This is a genomic window from Arthrobacter sp. TRD_SC_6 (assembly GCF_055361185.1).
In genome coordinates this window covers 543,884-566,509 of record NZ_CM143953.1, presented here as the reverse complement: position 1 = coordinate 566,509, position 22,626 = coordinate 543,884, and the positions used below count along the sequence as shown (strand labels likewise).

General features: G+C 64.9%; 21 protein-coding genes. 12 read left to right on the top strand and 9 right to left on the bottom strand.

Going from position 1 to position 22,626, the window contains the following annotated elements; all coding sequences use genetic code 11:
* Positions 1-16: 16 nt before the first annotated feature.
* The 6 genes from ACWA1U_RS02720 to ACWA1U_RS02695 all read left to right on the top strand — a co-directional run bounded on the left by ACWA1U_RS02720 (position 17) and on the right by ACWA1U_RS02695 (position 5,992).
* Positions 17-1,024, top strand: a complete 1,008-nt coding sequence (locus ACWA1U_RS02720) for a LacI family DNA-binding transcriptional regulator (protein WP_463723812.1) — start codon at positions 17-19, stop codon at positions 1,022-1,024.
* Positions 1,025-1,101: 77 nt separating this feature from the next.
* On the top strand, positions 1,102-1,857 hold the full coding sequence (locus ACWA1U_RS02715) for a MerR family transcriptional regulator (protein WP_463723811.1): 756 nt from the start codon (positions 1,102-1,104) through the stop codon (positions 1,855-1,857).
* A 147-nt stretch (positions 1,858-2,004) separates the two neighbouring features.
* The gene (locus ACWA1U_RS02710; RefSeq protein WP_463723810.1) at positions 2,005-2,796 is read left to right on the top strand and encodes a ZIP family metal transporter; all 792 of its coding nucleotides are present in this window, start codon (positions 2,005-2,007) and stop codon (positions 2,794-2,796) included.
* A 101-nt stretch (positions 2,797-2,897) separates the two neighbouring features.
* On the top strand, positions 2,898-3,977 hold the full coding sequence (locus ACWA1U_RS02705; RefSeq protein ID WP_463723809.1) for a PLP-dependent cysteine synthase family protein: 1,080 nt from the start codon (positions 2,898-2,900) through the stop codon (positions 3,975-3,977).
* Between the two features lie 57 nt (positions 3,978-4,034).
* On the top strand, positions 4,035-4,865 hold the full coding sequence (locus ACWA1U_RS02700; RefSeq protein WP_463723808.1) for a DUF1206 domain-containing protein: 831 nt from the start codon (positions 4,035-4,037) through the stop codon (positions 4,863-4,865).
* 140 nt (positions 4,866-5,005) lie between these two features.
* Positions 5,006-5,992, top strand: a complete 987-nt coding sequence (locus ACWA1U_RS02695) for a malate dehydrogenase (protein ID WP_463723807.1) — start codon at positions 5,006-5,008, stop codon at positions 5,990-5,992.
* A gap of 7 nt (positions 5,993-5,999) precedes the next feature.
* Here ACWA1U_RS02695 and ACWA1U_RS02690 read toward each other — a convergent pair whose 3' ends face one another.
* The gene (locus ACWA1U_RS02690) at positions 6,000-6,941 is read right to left on the bottom strand and encodes a LysR family transcriptional regulator (protein WP_463723806.1); all 942 of its coding nucleotides are present in this window, start codon (positions 6,939-6,941) and stop codon (positions 6,000-6,002) included.
* Positions 6,942-7,012: 71 nt separating this feature from the next.
* Here ACWA1U_RS02690 and ACWA1U_RS02685 point away from each other — a divergent pair, with 71 nt between their 5' ends.
* Together ACWA1U_RS02685 and ACWA1U_RS02680 are read left to right on the top strand one after the other, a co-directional pair.
* A complete protein-coding gene (locus ACWA1U_RS02685; protein ID WP_463723805.1) occupies positions 7,013-8,761 on the top strand; it encodes an L-aspartate oxidase in 1,749 nt (582 codons plus the stop codon).
* Between the two features lie 183 nt (positions 8,762-8,944).
* Positions 8,945-9,415: a hypothetical protein gene (locus ACWA1U_RS02680; protein WP_463723804.1), complete on the top strand. Its 471-nt coding sequence runs from the start codon at positions 8,945-8,947 to the stop codon at positions 9,413-9,415.
* Positions 9,416-9,440: 25 nt separating this feature from the next.
* Here ACWA1U_RS02680 and ACWA1U_RS02675 read toward each other — a convergent pair whose 3' ends face one another.
* The 8 genes from ACWA1U_RS02675 to rhaI all read right to left on the bottom strand — a co-directional run bounded on the left by ACWA1U_RS02675 (position 9,441) and on the right by rhaI (position 18,513).
* The gene (locus ACWA1U_RS02675; RefSeq protein WP_463723803.1) at positions 9,441-9,824 is read right to left on the bottom strand and encodes a VOC family protein; all 384 of its coding nucleotides are present in this window, start codon (positions 9,822-9,824) and stop codon (positions 9,441-9,443) included.
* Between the two features lie 40 nt (positions 9,825-9,864).
* Positions 9,865-10,803 carry a DMT family transporter gene (locus ACWA1U_RS02670; protein ID WP_463723802.1) on the bottom strand — a complete coding sequence of 313 codons (939 nt, stop codon included), beginning with the start codon at positions 10,801-10,803 and terminating at the stop codon, positions 9,865-9,867.
* 258 nt (positions 10,804-11,061) lie between these two features.
* Positions 11,062-11,790 carry a cupin domain-containing protein gene (locus ACWA1U_RS02665; RefSeq protein ID WP_463723801.1) on the bottom strand — a complete coding sequence of 243 codons (729 nt, stop codon included), beginning with the start codon at positions 11,788-11,790 and terminating at the stop codon, positions 11,062-11,064.
* The gene (locus ACWA1U_RS02660; RefSeq protein ID WP_463723800.1) at positions 11,787-12,692 is read right to left on the bottom strand and encodes a DUF6807 domain-containing protein; all 906 of its coding nucleotides are present in this window, start codon (positions 12,690-12,692) and stop codon (positions 11,787-11,789) included. The genes ACWA1U_RS02665 and ACWA1U_RS02660 overlap by 4 nt, the downstream gene beginning before the upstream one ends.
* The gene (locus ACWA1U_RS02655; RefSeq protein ID WP_463723799.1) at positions 12,685-13,785 is read right to left on the bottom strand and encodes a Gfo/Idh/MocA family protein; all 1,101 of its coding nucleotides are present in this window, start codon (positions 13,783-13,785) and stop codon (positions 12,685-12,687) included. The genes ACWA1U_RS02660 and ACWA1U_RS02655 overlap by 8 nt, the downstream gene beginning before the upstream one ends.
* A 46-nt stretch (positions 13,786-13,831) precedes the next feature.
* On the bottom strand, positions 13,832-15,271 hold the full coding sequence (locus ACWA1U_RS02650; RefSeq protein ID WP_463723798.1) for a rhamnulokinase: 1,440 nt from the start codon (positions 15,269-15,271) through the stop codon (positions 13,832-13,834).
* A 9-nt stretch (positions 15,272-15,280) separates the two neighbouring features.
* Positions 15,281-17,332, bottom strand: a complete 2,052-nt coding sequence (locus tag ACWA1U_RS02645) for a bifunctional aldolase/short-chain dehydrogenase (RefSeq protein ID WP_463723797.1) — start codon at positions 17,330-17,332, stop codon at positions 15,281-15,283.
* Between the two features lie 14 nt (positions 17,333-17,346).
* Positions 17,347-18,513: an L-rhamnose isomerase gene (gene rhaI / locus ACWA1U_RS02640; protein WP_463723796.1), complete on the bottom strand. Its 1,167-nt coding sequence runs from the start codon at positions 18,511-18,513 to the stop codon at positions 17,347-17,349.
* Positions 18,514-18,794: 281 nt separating this feature from the next.
* Between rhaI and ACWA1U_RS02635 the strand changes: the two genes are divergently transcribed.
* The 4 genes from ACWA1U_RS02635 (at position 18,795) to ACWA1U_RS02620 (ending at position 22,543) form a co-directional block, all read left to right on the top strand.
* On the top strand, positions 18,795-19,802 hold the full coding sequence (locus tag ACWA1U_RS02635; RefSeq protein ID WP_463724933.1) for a LacI family DNA-binding transcriptional regulator: 1,008 nt from the start codon (positions 18,795-18,797) through the stop codon (positions 19,800-19,802).
* A 310-nt stretch (positions 19,803-20,112) separates the two neighbouring features.
* Positions 20,113-20,439, top strand: a complete 327-nt coding sequence (locus ACWA1U_RS02630; protein WP_463723795.1) for an L-rhamnose mutarotase — start codon at positions 20,113-20,115, stop codon at positions 20,437-20,439.
* 98 nt (positions 20,440-20,537) lie between these two features.
* A complete protein-coding gene (locus tag ACWA1U_RS02625) occupies positions 20,538-21,626 on the top strand; it encodes a Gfo/Idh/MocA family protein (RefSeq protein ID WP_463723794.1) in 1,089 nt (362 codons plus the stop codon).
* On the top strand, positions 21,623-22,543 hold the full coding sequence (locus ACWA1U_RS02620; protein ID WP_463723793.1) for a family 43 glycosylhydrolase: 921 nt from the start codon (positions 21,623-21,625) through the stop codon (positions 22,541-22,543). The genes ACWA1U_RS02625 and ACWA1U_RS02620 overlap by 4 nt, the downstream gene beginning before the upstream one ends.
* Positions 22,544-22,626: the final 83 nt, after the last annotated feature.

The following is a 22,626-nucleotide window of genomic DNA, read 5'->3' as shown; positions in this document are numbered from 1 at the left end:
GAGAAAGAGGATGGCGATGACGGTCACGAGTCGTGATGTGGCCAGGCTGGCCGGTGTTTCCCAGCCCACGGTCTCGCGCGCGCTGCGCGGTGATCCGAAGGTATCCGAGCAGACCCGGTTGGCTGTCAGCAAGGCGGCCGATGCGCTGGGTTACGTTCCCAGCGAAGCCGGCCGCAGCCTCGTCACGCGGGTCAGCAAGCGGGTTGGGGTTGTTGTCAGCGACCTGACCAATCCCTTCTACCCCTACCTGATCGCCCCGCTGCATGATGAGCTCGAGACGCACGGCTACCGCATGATGGTTTTCACCGAGCGCTCCGACAACCAGATGGCAGCTTCCCAACTTTTGACGGGTTCCATTGACGGCGCTGTGCTCCTGACCAGCGTGATCGGTTCCCCACTCCCGGCCGAACTGAGTAGGCGTGGTCTGCCCTTTGTCTTCCTCAACCGTGAGAGCGGGGACGGGATCGGGGACGCCGCCGTCGTCGACAATGTTGCAGGCGGACGGCTGGCGGCTGCCCGCCTCGCTGAGCTGGGGCACCGGCGGATCGCGGGGATTTTCGGCCCGGAGAACACAAGCACGGGCCGGGACCGGAAGCTTGGCTTCCTCCTGGGCCTCGCGGATGTAGGCATTGGCCTTGCACCCGAAAACATACTGCAGGGTCCCTTCGACTTCGAAGCTGGGGCGAGCGCCCTGCGCAAGCTCCTTGAGCGTGACCGCGCGGACCTGCCGACGGCGGTGTTCTGCGGGAACGACGTCGTTGCCATCGGTGTGCTCAACGCTGCGCTGAGCGCGGGGTTGCGGGTGCCGGAGGATCTCAGCGTGATCGGTTTCGATGACATTCCGCTTGCCTCCTGGGAGTCTTTCCAGCTGACCACCATCGGACACGACCTCAATGCCATGGCAGCCGGCGCGGCCAGGCTTCTGGTTGCGCGGCTTGAGCCGCAGGGCCGTGACCAGCCGCTGCAGCGCCTGGTCATGCCGCCGCAGCTCATCGAGCGGCGAACGCTGCGGGCACAGAGCTAACGCACCACACCCACCACCCCTTGACCTTGACGCGGCGTCAACTAATACCGTTGATTCCACCACGCAAGGAGGAAGCTATGGACTGGTCAATCCAGGAGGTCTCGCGCCTGGCCGGGACTACCAGCCGCACGCTGCGACACTACGGCGACGTCGGCCTGCTGCCGCCGTCGCGCATTGGTAGTAATGGCTACCGTTACTACGACGACGGCGCCCTCGTTCGTCTCCAGCGCATCCTCCTCCTGCGTGACCTGGGGCTCGGCCTGCCCGCCATTTCTGACGCACTTGGCAGGAACGCCGAACCGACGGGTGCCCTGCGACGCCACCTTGAATGGCTGAAGCAGGAGCAGGACCGGCTTGCGCGGCAGATCGCGTCGGTCGCGGAAACCATTGAGAGGCTCGAAGAAGGTGAGGAACTCATGGCTGAAACCATGTTCGACGGATTCGACCACACGCAATACAAGGACGAGGTCGCGGAACGCTGGGGCAGGGACGCGTACGCCGCGGGGGACCGCTGGTGGACGGGCATGTCCGACGCCGAGCGGAAGGCATGGAAGGACCACACCGCCCGCCTCGGTGAGGACTGGACCGACGCCGCACAAAGGGGTACAGACCCGGCAGGCCAGAAGGCGCAGGAGCTGGCGCGCCGGCACTTCGAATGGCTGTCCGGTATGCCCGGGCTGCCGTCGTCGAGCGGCCGTCCCTCGAAGGAGTATTTCGTGGGACTGGGCGAAATGTACGTCGCGGACGAGCGCTTCGGCGTCAACTACGGCGGCCGTGAAGGCGCGGAGTTCGTCCGCGACACGATGAAGGTTTTCGCTGAGCGGAACCTGTAAGTGGACCCGCCTGACGGCGACGGACACACCTACCTCACCCCAATAGCCCGCCCACTTTCCAGAAGTGGGCGGGCTTTTGGGTGTCGGGCTTTGGGTGTGGTGGGTTTTCAGTCTTGATAGTGGTTTCGTGGTCCTTATACTGGGCGCATGATGATGTCACTGCTCTTTGGCGTGGTGGCCTCCAGCGCGCTGATCATCGGTGCACTGGTCGGCGTCCGGTTCAACTTGCCGAAGCGGGTGCTGGCGATCCTGCTGTCCTTCGCCGCCGGGTCCCTGATCACCGCGCTGGCCTTCGAGCTTTTCGAGGATGCCTTCGAGCAAGGAGGTATCTGGCGGGCAGCAATCGGCTTACTCGCCGGCGCGCTCGTCTTCACGGTCTTGAGCGCACTGCTCGACCGATGGGCTCAGGCAGGCTCGCAGCCGACGTCCGCCGATGAACACCAGGGCAGCGCGAAGTTGGACACCGACGCAGCCGCATCCGAGCGCCCGGCGTCGAAAGCATCGACACGTGGTGCCGCAGGTCTTGCCCTTCTCGCTGCAGTTACCCTCGATGGCGTACCCGAAAACGTTGCCCTGGGCGTAGCACTGGGAGGGGGAACAGGCGGCCTTGCACTCTTGGCCGCGATCTTCGTATCCAACCTGCCCGAGGCGCTGGTAGGTGCGTCATCGATGCGCTCTCAGGGTCGATCCACAGGCAAGATTCTAGGACTGTGGGGAGCTTGTGCCGTCCTGCTGGTCGGCGCAGTCATCGTTGGCGCGGGCCCTCTATCAGAAGCGAGTCCAGAAGCGATCTCACTGCCCCTGGCCTTCGCCGCCGGTGCTGTCATCGCGTCCCTTGCCGACACACTCATGCCTGAAGCTTACGAACATGGCGGACCCGCTGTTGCCATGAGTACCGCGGCCGGCTTCGTCCTGTCCTTCGTTCTATCCCTCATGTAGGCGAACGAGCGGTACCGAAATAATCGCGGCGATCGGTCGGGGACGAAGCCCCAGCCCATTGCCGCGTTTGGGGTGTGCCTGGAGTTACGTAGGGTGAAGTCATGAGCAATCTGGAAGCAACGGACCGGGCGTGGTCGGATGAGGCGATTCGCCGGGTCGAGGCCGAGGGTAACCGCTCCGCGGACACCCACCTGCTGGCTGTGCCGGTGCCGAAGGAGTGGGGGGTCGATGTCTACCTCAAGGACGAATCCACACACCGGACCGGGAGCCTGAAGCACCGGCTGGCGCGCTCACTGTTCCTGTTCGGGCTGGTGAACGGGTGGATCCGTGAGGGCACCACCATTGTTGAGGCGTCCAGTGGCTCGACGGCGGTCTCCGAGGCGTACTTCGCACAACTGCTTGAGTTGCCGTTCGTCGCGGTAATGACACAGTCAACCAGCCCCGAGAAGATTGCCCTCATTGAGCAGTACGGTGGCAGCTGCCACTTCGTTGACGATGCGTCCGAGGTGTACGAAGCGGCTGAGCGGATCGCCGCGGCCACTGGCGGGCATTACATGGACCAGTTCACGTACGCTGAGCGGGCCACGGACTGGCGCGGGAACAACAACATCGCCGAATCGATCTTCCGCCAGATGGAGCACGAGCGGTTCCCACTTCCGGACTGGATCGTGGTCGGAGCCGGAACGGGCGGCACCAGCGCAACTGTCGGCAGGTACGTCAGGTACAACCGCTTCCCAACGCGGCTCGCCGTCGTCGACCCCGAGAACTCCGCGTTCTACCCGACGTGGGCGTTTCCGGGTGAACCGGCGGTCGGGCGTCCGTCGCGTATTGAGGGAATCGGCCGGCCCCGCTCCGAACCAAGTTTCGTTCCCGCAGTCATCGACACCATGATCCAGGTGCCCGACGCTGCGTCTGTGGCGGCCTCCCGGCACCTGAAATCGCTCACGGGCATCTCGGCGGGTCCCTCGACCGGCACCAACCTATGGGGCGTGTGGCAGTTGGTTGCGCGGATGCGCGCGGAGGGTCGGCAGGGGAGCATCGTGTCGATCCTGTGCGATTCCGGCGAGCGGTATGCGTGCTCCTATAACGACGACGACTGGCTGGCCTCGCGCGGGCTCGACCCGTCGTCGTCGTCCGCTGTGATCGAAAGGTTCTTCGCCACTGGTCAGTGGAGCGGGTAGCGCTGCGTGTTTCCTGGCGCGGCGGTACGCTGAAAAGCTGAGGCATAAGGAGCGGTGATGTCAGCGGACGAGGACAGCCGGGCGAGTGAAGCCGCTGACGCCGTCGAGGAGGTGTCGGATCACAAAGCGCTCGACGTCGTCGCACGCTTTGGATTCGCGGTGCTGGCCCTGGTTCACATTCTGATCGGCATAATTGCGCTGCAGATTGCCTTCGGAGGCAAGGGCGAGGCCGAGCCTACCGGCGCCCTCGAGCAACTCGCCGCGGGAGCAACCGGCCCGTGGACCATGGGCGCCTGCGCGATCGGGTGCCTGGGACTGGCGGCGTGGCAGCTCAGCGAAGCAACGCTCAGGGCGCGCCATTTGCCTACCGGCCAGGAGATCTCGAAGACCATCTCCTCCGGGGCGCTCAGCATCATCTACGGGAGCATGGCGTTCACCTTTGCCCGCTTCGCTTTCGGCGGGGAACCTGATTCCAGCGAGTCGACACGGGACTTCACCGAATCCTTCATCGGGACCGGAGTTGGCAATTTCGTGATCCTGGCGGTCGGCGGGACGGTACTTGGGATCGGGGTTTACTTCGTGTTCAAGGGGCTGCTGCGCAAGTTCCGCCCGGAGCTGCGCCACTTCGAGGACACCCGGCGTGGGGCGCTGATCGAGGTGCTCGGCGTCGTCGGGCATGTTGCCAAGGGCGCCGCGCTCATCCTGGTAGGGATCCTCTTCGTGGCAGCTGTCTTTACGCATGATCCGGCGCGGTCCACGGGCCTCGACGGCAGTCTCAAAGCGCTCACCGAGCACCCTTTCGGCGTGCCGCTGCTGATCGGGATTGCGGCTGGATTGATCTGTTATGGGGTCTTCGCGATCATCCGGGCGAAGTTCGGACGCATGTAGGTGCCTCGACTTAGCAGGTTGGACGGGGTTATCAAGCCCTGGCCAAAGAGTTCTAATTGTTGAGCCGTGCCACAGGCAGGCTCTATGGCACGATGAGCGATACAGGTGTGCCAGAGTACGTCGATCCGCAAGGAGAACCAGTGAACGCTCCCGTCAGAGTCGCTGTGACCGGTGCGGCCGGCCAAATCGGCTACAGCCTCCTTTTTCGGATCGCCAGCGGCGAGTTGTTCGGCGCGGACACCCCGGTGCAACTTCGACTCCTGGAGATCCCGGCCGCGCTCAAGGCTCTGGAGGGTGTGGTCATGGAGCTCGATGACTGCGCGTTTCCCAGCCTCGACTCGGTCGAGATTGGCGCCGAGGCGGAGCAGATGTTCGACGGCGTCAACCTTGCTTTGCTGGTGGGCGCCCGTCCGCGAACCAAGGGAATGGAACGCGGCCACCTGCTCGAGGCCAATGGTGCAATCTTCACCGCCCAAGGTAAGGCTCTGAACCGGGTTGCTGCCGACAACGTCCGCATCGGGGTAACGGGCAATCCTGCCAACACAAATGCTCTGATCGCGATGAGCAACGCGCCGGATATCCCTGCCGAGCGGTTCAGCGCCCTGACTCGGCTGGATCACAATCGTGCTATCGGACAGCTCGCCAAGAAGACGCGCGCAAAGGTCGAGGACATCCGCAGGATGACGATCTGGGGTAATCATTCAGCAACGCAGTACCCGGACATCTTTCACGCTGAAATTGCCGGACGGAATGCAGCCGATGTTGTTGACGACCAAGACTGGATTGAGAACGGTTTCATCCCTACCGTTGCTCAGCGAGGGGCAGCGATCATCGAAGCACGTGGCGCATCTTCGGCAGCATCCGCGGCCTCGGCAACCATCGACGCCGCCCGGGATTGGCTGCACGGCACCCCTCAGGGTGACTGGGCGTCGATGGCTGTTGTGTCGGACGGTTCGTATGGAGTGCCCAAGGGACTGATCTACTCCTACCCGGTCACCACGTCCGATGGAAACTGGGAGATAGTGCAAGGGCTGGAGGTCAACGACTTCAGTCGTAGAAAGATGGACGCGACCGCTGATGAACTTTCCGGTGAGCGGGCGGCTGTAGCCGATCTCGGCCTCATCTGACCTCTCTTCAGTTACGTGGTATCACCGTGACGAGTCGCGACAAATCGGTGCCCGGCGCCGCGAGCCGGTCCACGGTGTCGAAGATGAACTGTTGCATGGCGGCCGCAGCAGCCGAAGGGCCGACGTCGTTGCGACGGGCCAGATTGACGGTCCGGGTCAGCGAGGGGTTGACCAAGCGGGAGCTGCGCAGTCCGGGGCGGTCGATGACCACCATCGCCGGCACCACCGCCACGCCCAACCCGCGTTCTACAAACCGAAGGACGGCGTCCATCTCGGCTCCCTCGACGGCGATTACCGGTTCCAGACCATTGGCCGAAAACGCAGCATCTGTCGCCACGCGCAGGTCGTAACCCCGGTTGAATGTCACCTGCGGGATGTGCGCCAGATCCTTCAGTGTCAATTCTTTCGGTGTGGTTGATCCGGCAGCGGCAACGACCACAAGTTCCTCGGAAAGCAGGGGGATCAACTCGGTGCCCGGCGCAGCGGGATCCGTTCCGCGGGTTACCACCAAAGCCAGATCCAGTGCGCTTTCGTTGAGCGCGTTCACCAGGGAACGCGAGCCGCCCTCGGTGATATGCAATTCCACTCCCGGGTGCGTGCTGCGAAAGTCGGCCAGCACATCGGCCACCAGCGAGACGCACAGGGTGGGCGGAGCTCCGAGTTTCACGCGTCCGCGGCGCAGACCCGTCAACTCATCCATCTGTTCCCGCGCCGCTCGCGCGTCGCCAAGCATGCGTCGGGCGATGGGCAGCAATAGCTCGCCGGCGTTCGTCAGCGTTACCCCCGAGGAACCTCGGTGGAACAGTTCGGCACGGAGATCGGTCTCAAGAGCGGCGATCTGACGGCTCAGGGAAGGTTGGGCGAGGTACAGTTCCTCAGCCGCGTGTGTGAAATGCCCCACTCGGGCTACCGCTTCAAAGGAGCGCAACTGTTCTAACTTCACGCCCATAGCCTAATCGCATGACGCTGAGTTGATCAATGCATTGGAGACATGAGGCTGCCCTGACTACCGTTGAGTACATGACTCTTACACGCACTCCCGAACGACTCATGTCCACGTCCGTGCTGGTCATCGGTACCGGCGGCGCCGGGTTGCGCGCCTCAATCGAGCTTGCTCAGCGCGGCGTGCAGGTGCTGGCGGTGGGCAAGCGCCGCAAGCACGACGCGCATACGTCCTTAGCGGCCGGGGGCATCAACGCCGCCCTGGGCACCATGGACCCGGAGGACACCTGGCAGCAGCACGCGGCAGACACCTTGCGCGAGTCCTACTTCCTGGCCGACCCGGCCATAGTCGAAACCGTGGCGCGAAACGCGCCGCGCGGCATCGAGGACCTCGAACAGTGGGGGATGCCATTCGCGCGGGAGGAGGACGGACGGATCTCTCAGCGCTTCTTCGGCGCCCACAAGCACCGCCGCACGGCCTATGCTGGGGACTACACCGGCCTGGAGATTCAGCGAACCCTGATGCGCCGGGCAGCCGAGTTGAACGTGCCCATCATCGACACTGTCTACATCACCAGACTGCTTGTTGCTGATGGCACGGTATTTGGGGCCTATGGCTTCGACATCGTGGACGGAACTCCCGTGCAGATCCACGCTGACGCCGTCGTCCTTGCTGCTGGCGGGCACACGCGAATCTGGCGCCACACGTCCTCCCGGCGCGACGAGAACACCGGCGACTCCTTTCGGCTGGCCGTGCTCGCCGGGGCCCGGATTCGCGACGCCGAACTGGTTCAGTTTCATCCTTCGGGTCTGCTGGAGCCAGACGACGCCGCAGGCACCCTCGTCTCCGAAGCCGCGCGTGGCGAAGGAGGTATCCTCACGAACGCGCTCGGTGAACGCTTCATGGAACGCTATGACCCGGAGCGCATGGAGCTCTCCACCCGCGACCGGGTAGCACTTGCCGCATTCACTGAAGTAGCCGAGGGCCGCGGAACCGAGAAGGGCGGGGTTTACCTGGACGTCTCCCATCTGCCTCGCGAGACCATAATGGAAAAGCTGCCCCGGGTGTACCGCACCCTGATCGACCTTCAGATGCTGGACATCACCACCACGAAAATGGAGATCGCCCCCACCGCCCACTACTCAATGGGCGGAGTATGGGTCGCACCGGAGGATCACGGCACGGGAGTGGACGGGCTGTACGCAATCGGCGAGGCCTCCTCGGGCCTGCACGGCGCTAACCGGCTGGGTGGAAACTCGCTGAGTGAACTGCTCGTCTACGGGCGAATCGCCGGTGAGCACGTCGCCGGGTACGTATCCTCCCGCACGGAGGTCCGGCGGGATCCCGCCGCCGTCGGACTGGCCCGCAGCGAAATGCAGAGCCTGTTGGACGGAAACGGCACAGAATCAGTACGGCGCCTGCAGCGCGAGCTGCGCGATCTGATGACCGAGCACGCTGGTGTGGTGCGCACCGGGCAGCGTCTGCAGCAGGGCCTGAACAAATTGGCGGCCCTGGAGGAACGGGTACAGCACGTCACCGCGCGTCCGGACATCGCCGGGTTCGATGACCTCGCCCACGCCTACGACCTGATGGGTTCACTGCTGGCCGCACGAGCCACCCTGGAATGCGCGCTCGAACGCAGAGAAACCCGCGGAGCCCATAACCGTGCAGATTTCCCGGAGATCGACCCCTCGCTACAGGGCAACTTCGTCTGGTCACCAACCGACGGCGTCAGCTTCGAAGCGCTGCCAGCTGCTCCGGAATCCTTCCGGGCTCTGGCAGAGGGCACCACAGACGATTCCCCAGCTGGAAAGCTCCTCGAATAGATGGGCATCCAGTCAGCAGGAATGACAACCTTTTCCCGAAGAAGTAGTCATTCCTGCTGGGTGGGCCGGGCGCGCCTACGATGAACTACGTACGCGGGTCTTCGGGAACGGCCCGCCTGGGACCCGACTATAGAGATCGTCTGCGACAACTCCATTGTTGAATCGATACAATAGCCTTATCGGATGGGGAACACCGAAGCACGTCAGCGCTGGGCAAGTTCGGGCATGTTGATAGCGGCGGCCTTGCTGCTGAGCGCATGCGGATCGGGCGAGGCATTCACAGCCGCGTTGAGTGAGGATCCGCTGGCCAAGCCGGAAGGCACTGCAACTTCGCTGGCACCGCTGGACCTGGGGCCCGATCCCGAGACGATCATTTCTCAAGGATCCGGCGACTCCTCCACAATGAACACCATCGGCTGGCCGGGGACGGAACTCCCCGTGGGCGATTACAAGGTTCACGCGCAGTGCCGTGGCGTTGAGAGCTTGACGTTCTCCCCCGCATCGAATGCGGGCAACGAGCAAATGTCCTCTCTCACATGCGGCGGGCCTACCTGGTTCAGTGTCTCAATACCCGAGCCGGGCTACTTCGTCAGCTTCAACGGTGAAGCTGGAGCATCCGGCGTCGAGTACATCTTCGCCGTGACCAGGCCCTAGCTACCAGCTGCGGAAGATCCGGCGCTTACCGCCGCGCGATCCCTGCCTCATCGGCCCGCGTCGTGAGAACACAGAATTCGTTACCCTCGGGATCGGCGAGGACAGCCCAGCCGGAGTCGCCGTCGCGCAGGTCGTTGACCATGGTTGCGCCAAGGCCCAGAATGCGGTCGATCTCTTCGTCCCGGCCACGATCGACCGGCCGCACGCAGATGTGCATCCGGTTCTTGACCGCCTTCGGCTCGGGGACCTTGAGGAACTCGAGGCACCGCCCGGCCGGGCCAATCAACTCCGCTTCCTCTTCGTTGTTCTCATCGCCGGGCTCGAAATCATCAAGGATCTGGTCCCACCAGGCCACCTGGGCCAGCGGGTCGTGAGCGTCGATGCAGAAGTTCGCTGTGCGTGATGCCATAACCCGACCCTCGCACATCCCGCTTCGCGAGCCAAGGTTTTCACGGCAAGTGCGGCACATTCTCCTCGGCTCGCGGGTTGGACATTCTCGTCTGCCGCAGTGGAACAGTGAGGACCGCGAGGCTCGCGATCACCAGCGCCACGCCCACCCAGCCAGCGGCCGGAAGGCGTTCACCCACGACGACGACGGCGAGAACCGCCGCGACCACCGGCTCCGCCAGCGACAGCGTGGTTGCGGTACTCGCACTCACTCGGGCCAGGCCCAGACCGAAAAGTACGTATCCAAGGAACATCGGCACCACGGCCATGTACGCACCGACGCCGAAGTTGGTCCACGATTCAAGCAGCGGCGCTCCCGTCACCAGCAGAACCGGCATGAGCAGCACCCCGCCCAGCCCGAAGATGGCGCCCATCACCACCCGCGCCGGAACACCGCGCTGCATGGTGCGGTGCGCTGCCCATGAATACAGCGCATACGTCAGCCCCGCCACCAGCCCAAGGAGGATTCCGACGGCGGTGTTCCCGCCGTCGTTCGCTTCGCCCGCCGGTTCCACGAAACAGAGGAGGACGACGCCGGCCAGTCCGACGGCGGCGCCCAGCAGCCAGCGTGGCGTGAGCCGGTGGTGGTCGATGACCCGCTCGATGACCGCCGACGCAATCGGTGCCGAACCGATTGAGACGACCGTACCGACCGCTACACCGGCGAACCGCATGGAGCTGTAGAAGGCGAGTGGGTATACCGCGACCGAAAGTCCACCAACGAGTATCGACGGCCATCGTCGTCGTAATTGGGAGCCTGTGTGGCGCAGCGCCGGGATGGCGATCGCTGCCTGCAGGAGTCCGCCGATTCCCATCGCTGCAGCGCCGATCGCGAGGGGCCCGACGCCGGGCGCGAAGCTTGCCACCGTTCCCGTTGTGCCCCAGAGGACCGACGCGGCGAGGACGAAGAGCGCGCCGACCCCAGCGCCCGGGTGGGTCACAGGGTGGTTGAAACGATTGCGGGGCGCATGGTGCAAGCTTATCGACCTGTTTCTGGGCTGGTCGCTAAGCTGCGAATTCGTTGCTTACCCGCAAACGACCGTGCGCGGATCCTGCGACGAAATGCAGCCGGGAAACGAATTCGTTGGCGCAACTAGCCCGCGACCGGGACGCCGCACAAACGCGCCGACAACGTGCAGGATCGATGCGAAGACCCTACGATCGTGCCACTTATCGGCGCGTTCGCAGGGGGACAAGGGTCAACGCCCAGGCGTTGCGTCCCAGACCCCCAACCGCCCGCACATCCCGAACGCGCGCGGCTCCGGGCGCGGAACGCCGCGGACGACGGCGGAATCACCGAGGTGCGAGGCGTCCCCGGAAGCCAGCGCGGCCAGCTGCGACCGGGTGGTCTCAACATCCACCAACACAGTCTCACTCCACAGCCGCGACCACTCCTCCACACGCGGCCGCACCAGCGCAGCCGCCGCCGCGTAAAACGCCTCCAGAGGCCCGCGGTCGCCAAGAGACAGTGCGTCGAGCAACTCCGAATACCCCTTAAGCGCCAGGTCACGACGACGACGGGCCGCCGAAGCGCGCTCGGCCTCCGACCCGTCGGGCAGGGTAACGGCCGCGCGGTACTGCTCCGGGTCAGACACAACCGACAGTGGGAACGTAAGCACCGCATCCCCGGCTTCGGGCAGCCCGGAGTTCTGCATCACCGTAAGGATGTGAAGGTCGCCGGAGTTGATGAGCCGGTGCACCGTCCCAGGGCTGAACCACAGCACCGACCCGGCCGAAAGCGAATCCCGCGCAAACCCGGAAGCGGACAGCGTGTGCACCTCACCGGTCCCGCCGAGCACCACGTACCCCTCGTTCGACACCGTGTGTACGTGCGGGGTCCCGCCACGGTGACCGTCGCTGGTCTCCCACTCATACACGCGCAGGTCACTGAACCCGACAGCGCCCGGAAACAACGGGCCAGCAGTCACAGCGCAGCCTGTTTGGCGAGCCGCTCGATGTCGTCACGCCCGCAGATCCGGTCCACGAACAGGTACCGGTGCTGCAGCCGCAGCGTCTCGCCGGGTGCCAGCACAATCTCCTCATCGAACGACGGCGACGGCGCCAACGCGGCGAACGGCTCGCTGCGCACGAACCACTTCAACGGTATCGACGACGACGACGTCCCCGCCAACGCGACGATGGTCGCCCCGCCGTCGAGCTCGTCATGCGGCGCGGTCAAAGCGATCCACGGCGAAGAGACACCCATCATCGCTTCGCCCTCGACGCCGTCCGGTCCGATGATCGAGCACCCGGTCCACGCGCGCGGCCCGCGCCAGAAGAAGCCGGTGTAGCCCGCGTTGGGGCGCCCTGCCGTCGTCGGGCTGCCGAGGTCAAGGGAACGGTTGGAGATGTTGGTCAGTTCAGTCGTGAAGTCGAGCTGCCAGGATTGCTCCTCCACATTGACGTCGGAGAACACGGTCGAACGTTCCTCGGACAGCCAGCGCTCGCCCGAGGAGTTGCGCCAGGTGAGCGTCTCAGCGAGAGCAACGCGGTCAGGGGAGGCGGCAACGGCGGTGAATTCGTCGTGTTCGATCGACCCCAGGTTCTCCTGCCACTGGTAATCCGTGTCCGGTGAGAATGTGGGCCCGCCCCAGAAGTTCTGCCCCGACACATGCGACCACGTCATCTGCAGGCCCTTGTGCCAGCGGTGGTCCCACGGCCGGAATCCGGTCAGCGGCGCACCGCTCAGCGTCCGTAGCGGGTGGAGGTACGGCTTGGGTGCTTCGGAACGGGTTGCGGCGGGGATGAACACGTACGTCGCCAGGTCCACCGAGCCGTGGGACACCACCAGCTCGCTGTTACCCGGACGCCGTACGGAAAGCTCAGACATGTGTTGACTCCTTCAAAGGAACACCATTCATCGACCAGTAGAACGGATTATCCCGGGTCAGTTCACTGCGACGCACCCGCCGGCCCTCAAACGCCGACTGGTAAAGCCCGGCGATCAGCTCCAGCACCCGCCGGCCGTCGTGCCCCGAAGCAGCAGGGCGCTCGCCGCGTTCCAGTGACGACACCAGCTGCTCCAGTTGCACGGCGTGCGAGCTCGCAAGGTCCTCGGACGGCGCCCACACAGCCGCCTGGGCTGCATCCACGTGCGGGGCAGCCGTCCACGTCCAGTGAGAATTGTCGTACCCATAGAGGTGCTCGACCTCCACGGTGGCGTCGGCGAAGTCGAACCGCAGGTAGCTCGTTTCCCGCGGCGACAGCACGCTGTTCACCACCGACACTATGGCGCCGCTCTCGAAGGTGACGTGCGCGAAGGAGACGTCTTCGGTCTCGACGTCGTGGTGCAGAGTAGCGGCCGTGGCGCTGATCTCCGACCAGTCACCCAGCAGGGACAACAGCAGATCCATCTGGTGAATGCCGTGGCCCATCGCCGGCCCGCCACCCTCGGTTTCCCACTTGCCGCGCCACTCGACGTCGTAATACGCGGTATCGCGGTACCAGAGCGTATGGCAGATGCCCACCAGCGGCGCCCCAAGCGTTCCGTCCTCAACCTGCGAGCGAAGCCGCTGCGCCGCTGAGCCGAACCTGTGCTGAAAAACGTACGAGGCCCAGGGGCCGGCGTCGGACTCGTGCTCAAGGATCGCGTCATACTCCGCGAGCGAAAGCGTGGGCGGCTTCTCGCACCAGACGGACGCACCGGCGTCGAGCGACCGGATCACCGCATCCGTATGCGAACCGGGCGGCGTGCACACCAGCACCAGGTCCGGCCGCACCTCCTCGAGCATGTCCGCCACTGACGAGTACGACGACGGCGCGCCCCACTCCCGCGCCACCTCGCCGGCCCGCTCGGCGTCCATGTCGACCACGGCGGCAATTTCCACCCGGTCGCCGAGGCTGCGAAGCCCGGGCAGATGCTGGCCCTGCGCGATGCCTCCTGCCCCGACGACGGCGGCGCGGATTGGTTTGGGGATGCCCACTGGTGACCCTCTTCGTTGAGTTGATGACGCGAAATTGAACGTTGAGTTAGATGGTGCTCAGGGTCTTGCTGGGTTGAAAGGAATGCGTCTGCGCGGTGCGGCGGACGGCGGAGCGGATGTCCGAAAGGCTGGCTTCAGCACCGAGTGCGCCGTCGGCCCGCGCCTGCACCAGCACGTTCCCGAGCGCTGTCGCTTCAACCGGTCCGGCCACTACGGGCAGCCCGGTTGCATCCGCAGTGAGCTGGCACAGCAACCGGTTCTGCGATCCGCCGCCCACAATGTGCACCACATCGATCGGCTGGCCGCTCAGCTGTGCCGCCTGCGCGAGCGTGCGCGCGTAGACCTGCGCGAGGCTATCAAGGACGCAGCGCACGACGGCGGCGGGAGACTCAAGCGCTCCGCTCGCCGCGGCGCGGATGCGCTCCGGCATGTTGTTGGGCGGGATGAAGGTGTCCGAATCGGCGTCAATCAACGGCCCACCGGCGGGAAGTGCAGCGGCCTCTGCCAGCACGCCTTCGAGCGTGACGGCAGGCCCCCATTCACGCAGGCACTCCTGCAGCAGCCACAATCCGCCGCAGTTGCGCAGGTAGCGGATGGTGCCGTCGACGCCGCGTTCGTTGGTGAAGTTCGCGTCACGGCTGGCGGTGCTGAGGATCGGCTTCGCGAGTTCGACGCCGACCAGCGACCAGGTGCCCGAGGAGACGTACGCAAAACCCAGGTCACTTGCTGGAACAGCCGCGACAGCCGACGCCGTGTCGTGCGATCCGACGGCCACAACCCGCGTGCCGGCGTCGAGCCCCGTTCGTTGCGCGATGGTCGGAAGCACGGTGCCAAGCGTTTCCCCGGGCTGGATCAGCTCGGGGAACACGGACCGCTTCAGGCCGAGCGAGTCGAAGAGCTCTCCGGAAAACATCCCCGTCGATGCGTCCAACAATCCGGTGGTGGACGCGTTCGTGACCTCGCAGCGCCGCTCGCCAGTGAGCCAAACGCCCAACAGATCCGGGATCAGCAGGGCCTGCGTGCCCTCAAGCGATGGTTCGGCGGCCAGCTGGTACACGGTGTTGAACGGCAGGAACTGCAGCCCCGTGGTCGCGTACAGCTCCTCGAACGGCACGGCCGCGTGCACGGTGTCCACCACGCCAGCCGCCCGGGGATCGCGGTAACTGTGCGGCTCGGAGGCGAGTTCGCCGTCGTCGTGCACCAAGCCGTAATCCACAGCCCAGGTGTCGACGCCAACGCTCACGATGCGCTCACCGTCCGCCGCCGCGCGCTCCACCGCGAGGGTCAGCCCATGAAGCACCTGCCCGAACAGGCCCGTGGCGTCCCAACGCAGCGCGCCGTCGACCTCCCGTGCACCGTTCGGAAAGCGATGAACGATTTCGAGCGACGGGCCGTCAGCACCCATCCGGCCGAGAATAACCCGGCCGGACGAAGCACCGATATCGATTGCCGCGTAAACCGCAGGCTTCGCGTGGTCCGAGTTCATTGCCGGGGCCTAGCGCAGGAACGCCGCGGCCACACCGGCGTCGACCGGCACGTGCAGGCCGGTGGTGTGCGAGAGTTCCGCTGAAGTGAGTACGACGGCGGCATTCGCCACGTTCTCGGGCAGCACCTCGCGCTTGAGGAGGGTGCGCTGGGCGTAGTACTCGCCGAGCTTTTCCTCATCCACACCGTAGACAGCCGCGCGCTTGGCACCCCAGCCGCCGGCGAAGATGCCCGAGCCGCGGACAACGCCGTCGGGGTTGATGCCGTTGACGCGGACGCCGTACTCGCCGAGTTCGGCGGCGAGGAGACGGACCTGGTGCGCCTGGTCGGCTTTGGTTGCAGAGTAGGCGATGTTATTGGGGCCTGCGAAGACAGAGTTTTTGGAGGAGATGTAGATGATGTCTCCGCCCATTTCCTGCTCGATGAGCACCTTCGCGGCTGCCTTGGACACCAGGAAGGAGCCCTTCGCCATCACATTGTGCTGCAGGTCCCAATCCTTCTCGGAGGTTTCCAGCAGCGGCTTGGAGATGGAAAGCCCGGCGTTGTTGACCACGAGGTCCAGTCCGCCGAAAGCAAGGACTGCTGCGTCGACGGCCCGCTGGACCTGCTCGGGGCTGGTGACGTCGGCCTGGACGCCGATAGCGACGTCGGGTCCGCCGAGTTCATCGGCCACAGCCTGCGCGTTGTCGAGGTTGAGGTCAGCGATGACTACGCACGCGCCTTCCGCGGCAAGCCGGGTGGCGATGGCCTTGCCGATGCCCGACGCGGCACCGGTCACCAGCGCGATGCGCGTGGCGTGGGACTTTGGCTTGGGCATCCGCGCCAGCTTGGCTTCCTCCAGAGCCCAGTATTCGATGCGGAATTTCTCGGCCTCATCGATCGGGGAGTAGGTGGAGATTGATTCCGCGCCGCGCATCACGTTGATTGCGTTGATGTAGAACTCGCCTGCCACGCGGGCGGTCTGCTTGTTGGCGCCGTAGGAGAACATTCCGACGCCGGGAACCAGGACGATCGCCGGGTCGGCTCCGCGCATGGCCGGGGAGTTCTCATCAGCGTGGCGTTCGTAGTAGCCGCGGTAGTCCCCGCGGTACTCCTGGTGCAGTTCCTTGAGACGCTTGATGGAGTCTTCGATGGATGCGTCCGCGGGCAGGTCCAGGACCAGCGGCTTGACCTTGGTGCGCAGGAAGTGGTCCGGGCAGGAGGTGCCCAGAGCCGCCAGCCGGGGATGCTCCGAGGCGCCCATGAAGTCGAGGACGACGTCGTCGTCGGTGAAGTGCCCAACCTGCGCCCGGTCGGTGGAGGCAATTCCGCGGATCACGGGCGCGAGGGCCGCAGCCTTGGCGCGTCGCTCTTCGGGGGCCAGGGCGCCGTAGCCCTCGAGGGGTTCACCGAAGGGGTTCGGGGCGCCGTTCTCGGCGAGGTAGCGTTCGGCGGTTTCGATGATCCAGAGGGAGTTCTCCTCTGCCTCTTCGGAGGTTTCGCCCCATGCTGTGATGCCGTGGCCGCCGAGGATGGTGCCGACGGCCTGCGGATTCTCGGCCTTGATGGCTGAGATGTCGAGCCCGAGCTGGAAGCCGGGACGGCGCCAGGGAACCCAGACCACCTTGTCGCCGAAGATTTTCTCGGTGAGGGCTTCGCCGTCGACCGCCGTGGCAATCGCGATACCCGAGTCCGGGTGGAGATGGTCGACGTGCGCGGCGTCGACCAGGCCGTGCATGGCGGTGTCGATCGAGGGAGCGGCGCCGCCCTTGCCATGGAGGGTGTAGTCGAATGCTGCGACCATCTCGTCCTCGCGGTCCAAGCCCGGGTAGACGTTGGTCAGCGCGCGGAGCCGGTCGAGGCGGAGGACGGCGAGGCCCTGCTCCTTGAGAGTGCCGAGGTCACCGCCGGAGCCCTTCACCCACATCAGCTCCACATTCTCCCCGGTCACCGGGTCCGTGTCGCTGCCCTTCGCAGACGTGTTGCCGCCGGCGTAGTTGGTGTTCCGCTTATCCGCTCCGAGGCGGTTGGAACGCTCGATCAAAGTCTTAACGGTCGGGTTAGGCTCTGCCGGATAGTTCACTACGTTCTCCATGGTTATGCACCCCATCCGGCCTGCTGGCCGCCTTGACGGTCAGCGTTGATTTTCTCCTGGTAGCCGCTTGCTGTGTACGCGGCCATGGGATCCCCGGGAAGGCCTCGGGATTCGCGCCATTCGGCCAGTGCCGGACGGACGTCGGTGTAGAAGGCGTCCATGAAGAGGGCGTTGGCTGCAAGCACGTCCCCGGCTTCCTGGGCAGTGGTCAGAGCATCGCGGTCAACGAGGAGGGCACGCGCCGTCATCTCCTGGACGTTGAGGACCGAGCGGATCTGGCCGGGGATCTTCTCTTCCAGGTTGTGACACTGGTCCAGCATGAGGGCCACACCGTTTGAGGGATCGAGCGCGCCGCCGCGGGCAACCTCGTACATGATGCGGAAGAGCTGGAACGGGTCAGCGGACCCGACAATGAGGTCATCGTCGGCGTAGAAGCGTGAGTTGAAGTCGAAGGAGCCGAGCTTCCCGAGGCGGAGCAGCTGGGCGACGATGAATTCGATGTTGGTACCCGGTGCGTGGTGGCCGGTGTCGAGGCAGACGAACGCCTTCTCGCCGAGGGCGAGGGTGTGGGCGTAGGAGGTTCCCCAGTCGGGAACGTCCGTGTGGTAGAACGCCGGCTCGAAGAACTTGTATTCGAGGACCATGCGCTGGTCATCTCCGAGGCGCTCGTAAACCTTCTGCAGGGAGGCATGCAGCCAGTCCTGGCGGGAACGCATGTCGCCCTGGCCCGGGTAGTTGGTGCCGTCAGCGAGCCAGATCTTCAGGTCCTGGGAGCCGGTGACGTTCATGACGTCGATGCACTCGTACATGTGGTCCAGTGCCTTGTTCCGCACAGCAGCATCGCTGTGGGTGAGGGAACCGAACTTGTAGATGTCGTCCTGGAAAGTGTTGCTGTTGATGGTGCCGAGCTTGATGCCGAGGCCCAGTGCGTATTCGGAGAGCTCCGAGTAGTTCTCCACCTTGTCCCATGGGATGTGGAGGGCAACTGAAGGAGCGAGGCCGGTCAGTTCGTTGACTTTCGCCGCGTCTGCGATCTTCTCATGCACAGTGCGGGGTGTGCCCTCGGTCTGGAACACCTTGAACCTGGTGCCGGAGTTGCCGTACGCCCAGGAGGGCACCTCGATGGCAAGGTTCTCCAGCACCGGCGCTATGCGGCTTAGGTCCACCATTACTACTCCAAATCTTTGGCAGGCCGGCCTCTCAGCCGCCGCACGTCGTCGTCGTCGTTTGTCTGGATCGACTCTCCAATAAGTGACCATCAGGAACGTCAATCAGTCATCTGTTGGGGAATCGGTTTCAGTTGCGGTTTGAATCGATTCATTGTTTCGTTTCAAAGGTATCCTTGGCCTTACTGGGTGTCAAGCAATCGGCGCCGGGGCGGGCAAACCCCCAACCCTTTTTGGACATTACTGATTGTTTTGCGGAAGATTGCACCAAATACAAACGGGGGATCTCTCAGATGGTCAGTATCAAAGACGTTGCCGACCAGGCGCAGGTGGCGGTCGGCACGGTGTCCAACGTGCTCAACAACCCGGACCGGGTTGCCGAGAAAACGCGTGAGCGCGTGCTCAACGTTATTTCCGAGCTTGGGTTCGTCAGGAACGACGCTGCCCGGCAGTTGCGCGCGGGACTGAGCCGGACAATCGGCCTGATCGTGCTGGACGTCAGCAACCCGTTCTTCTCCTCTCTCGCGCGTGCCGCGGAAGACCGCGCCGCCGAATCGGACAGTACGGTGCTGCTTGGCGACAGTAGTCACGACTCTGTCCGCGAGGGCCGTTACCTGGACGTCTTCGAGCAACAGCGCGTCAAGGGCGTGCTGATCTCTCCGGTCGGCAACATTGACGCCCGGCTGGACCAGTTGCGGATACACGGCATATCCGTGGTGCTGGTGGATCGCCTCGACCCGCAGCGCCGCGTGAGCTCGGTGTCCGTGGATGATGTGGCGGGCGGATACATGGCCGTCAAGCACATGCTCTCCCGGGGCAGGCGGCGGATTGCCTTCATCGGCGCCTCGACGGATATCCAGCAGGTCGCGGATCGTCTGACCGGCGCCCAGCAGGCCATTGATGAGCAACCCGGTGCGGAACTCGAGGTGGTCGAGGCGGCTGCCATGACGGTGCTGGCCGGCCGCGCGGCAGGGGAACTGCTCGCCGAGCGGGGGCGTGAGGGGCTGCCGGACGGCATTTTCTGCGCCAACGACCTCCTGGCGATCGGCGTCATGCAGGCCGTGCTGCTGATCCGGGGCCTCCGGATACCCGAAGACCTGGCGCTGATCGGTTACGACGACATCGACTTTGCGCAGTCCGCCGTCGTCCCCCTCTCCACCGTGCGGCGACCCACCGAACTGATGGGGCGCACCGCCGTCGAACTCCTGCTCGAAGCCATCGAGGACAAGCGCGGCGAAAGCCGCCAGGTGATCTTCCAGCCTGAGTTGGTCAGCCGGGGAAGTACGCTGTAAAGCTGCCGGCATTCACCAGCCGCTGATGCGGCGTGAGCATATGGTCCCTCCCGTGGCCGCAGTGTTCCATCCTCTCCGGGGTTACCCAGGGGATGCAGATCGACATCACACAGAGCGCCTCTGGTGCAATGCTGGTCCAGTGGTGAAGGATTCTCAGACTGTCCACTCATCGAGTCAGCGGAAACGGCTACCTACTGGCGCCAGCCTTAGCTATTCCTGCTGAGTCGATGCGCGTGGGGCGCCAGAAGAGCAGTGATAGCATCACTAGCCTAATCTTGAATCGATTCACTCGCACTCAATGAGGAGAACCATGCAACGCGTTTGCTTCCAGCTGCAGGTCAAGCCCGAGCGCCTCGAGGAGTACAAGGAGCGCCACGCCGCCGTCTGGCCGGACATGGTCCGAGCGCTCAAAGACACGGGGTGGAACAACTACTCCCTGTTCCTCCGTCCGGACGGTCTGCTCATCGGCTACGTGGAGTCGGAAGACTTTGCCGCTGCGCAGAAGGCCATGGCGGAAACCGGTGTCAACGCCCGCTGGCAGGCCGAAATGGGCGAGTTCTTTGTGCAGCTCGATGGCCGCCCGGATGAAGGGTTCCTCCAGCTCGAAGAAGTCTTCCACCTTGAGGACCAGCTCTAGCGCCAAACCCGCCGATCTAGTGCAAAATCCGTAGCATCGAGACAACGAACGTGCAGCCAGGCAACGGATCCAGCCCAGACGCTCGAAGGAGCACCAAAATGACCCCGAACCTCCGCGCCGTAATCCTCGGCACCGGCGCAGTCGCGCACCTGCACGCTGAGGCGCTGGCGAAGATCGACGGCGTCACGCTCGTTGCGTCGGCGGACCCCAGCCAGGAGCGCGTCGACAGCTTCAACGAGCGCCACGGCATCCCCGCCGGGTACGGCACCCTGGAGGAGCTGCTCGCGGAGGAGGCCGCCGACGTCGTGCACGTTTGCACTCCGCCTGCCGGGCACGCAGGCCAGACGAAGGCCGCGTTCGACGCCGGTGCCCACGTTGTCGTCGAGAAGCCGCCAGCGCTGTCACTGGCTGAGGTCGACGCGATGCAGACGGCCGCCGAGGAAGCCGGGCGGCAGCTCGCCGTCGTCTTCCAGCAGCGCACCGGCACTGCGGCGGCGCACGTGAAGCGGTTGCTCGACGCGGGTGAGCTCGGCCGGCCACTCACCGCCATCTGCCACACGCACTGGTACCGCGGCGCCGAGTATTTCGACGTGGACTGGCGCGGAACGTGGAAATCCGAGGGCGGCGGGACCACGCTCAATCACGGGATTCACCAGATCGACCTGCTCGCTTACCTGCTGGGGGAGTGGAACTCCGCGAGCGGTCAACTGTTCCGCCTGGACCGGGATGTGGAGACGGAGGACACCTCCTGTGGTGTGGTGGTTTTCGAGAGCGGGGCTGTTGCGTCTGTGCTGACGACGGTGCTCGCACCGCGGGAATCAAGCCTGATCCGCATCGATACGGAGCACGCCACCATCGAGCTCGAGCATCTCTACGGGCACAACCACGCGAGTTGGAAGATCACCCCGGCGCGTCACATTGATTCCGCGCAGGCCGCAGGTTGGGCGCTGCCCGACGTCGAGGTGCCCAGCGGCCACGACGCACTCTTGAGCGAGGTGTACACCTCGCTGAAAACCGGCTCGGACGTGCCGCCTGTTGCCGCCGATGCAACCCGCGCGATTGAGATTGTCGCTGCCCTGTACGCTTCCGCCGGCCGCGGGGCTCCGGTCACCCGCGCGCAGCTCGCGGCGCCCGAGTTTCGGGGTGGCATGCAGGTCCCTGTCACCGATCTCCGCCCGGTTCGGTGAGCGCGCCGCTGCTGCGGGACCCGCTCGGCGGCCCCACCGACCCCGCGGTCATCCGGAACGAACAGACCGGCCAGTGGTGGATGTTCTACACCCAGCGCCGGCCCGCGGATTCAGGTGCCGGCGTCGAATGGGTTCATGGTTCACGGATCGGCATTGCCGTGTCCGACGACGACGGCGCCCGCTGGGTTTACCGCGGCGTCGTTGACGGTCTGGATCCGGCCGGGTCACAGGGCGTCAACACGCACTGGGCGCCGGAGGTGGTGTGGGACGGGTCGAAGTACCACATGTACCTGTCGTGGATCCGCGGCGTTCCATCCTCCTGGGCTGGGCATGAGCGGCGCATCGCGCACCTGGTCAGCGCCGATCTTGAGCGGTGGGAGCACCGCGGCTTCCTCAAGTTGAGCTCCCAGTATGTGATCGACGCCGCCGTCGCCCGCACGCCCGACGGCCTGTTACGCCTCTGGTACAAGGACGAGGCCGATGGTTCGACCACGTGGTCCGCGGTCAGCTCCGACTGGGACAGCTGGAGTGTTGATGGCCAGGTGATCGGCGGCGATCCGCATGAGGGGCCGAATGTCTTCGCGCTCGGCGGCTCGCTGTGGATGATCGTCGACGAGTGGCGCGGGCAGCGCGTCTACCGGTCCGACGACGGCGTCGAATGGTCCGCGCAGGGCCTCGTTCTGGACGCTTCCGGCACACACCCGGACGACCGGCAGGTGGGGCGCCATGCCGACGTCGTCGTTCGCGGCGAGGACGCGGTGGCCTTCTACTTCACGCATCCCGAGTGGGATGGCAGCAACGACGTCGAAGGGCAGGCGGGCGCGATGCGGCGTTCGGAGCTGCACCGGGCGCGGCTGTGGGTCGACGACGACGGCGTGCTGCGCTTCGACCGGGACGCTCCGGTGGATGCGTTATAGTTTCACCCCTCCGTTGAGTGCGCAGATAACACGCTTTTCAGCGCCCCGATCATCCCAATTAGTCCGATTGTCCTCGAACCACT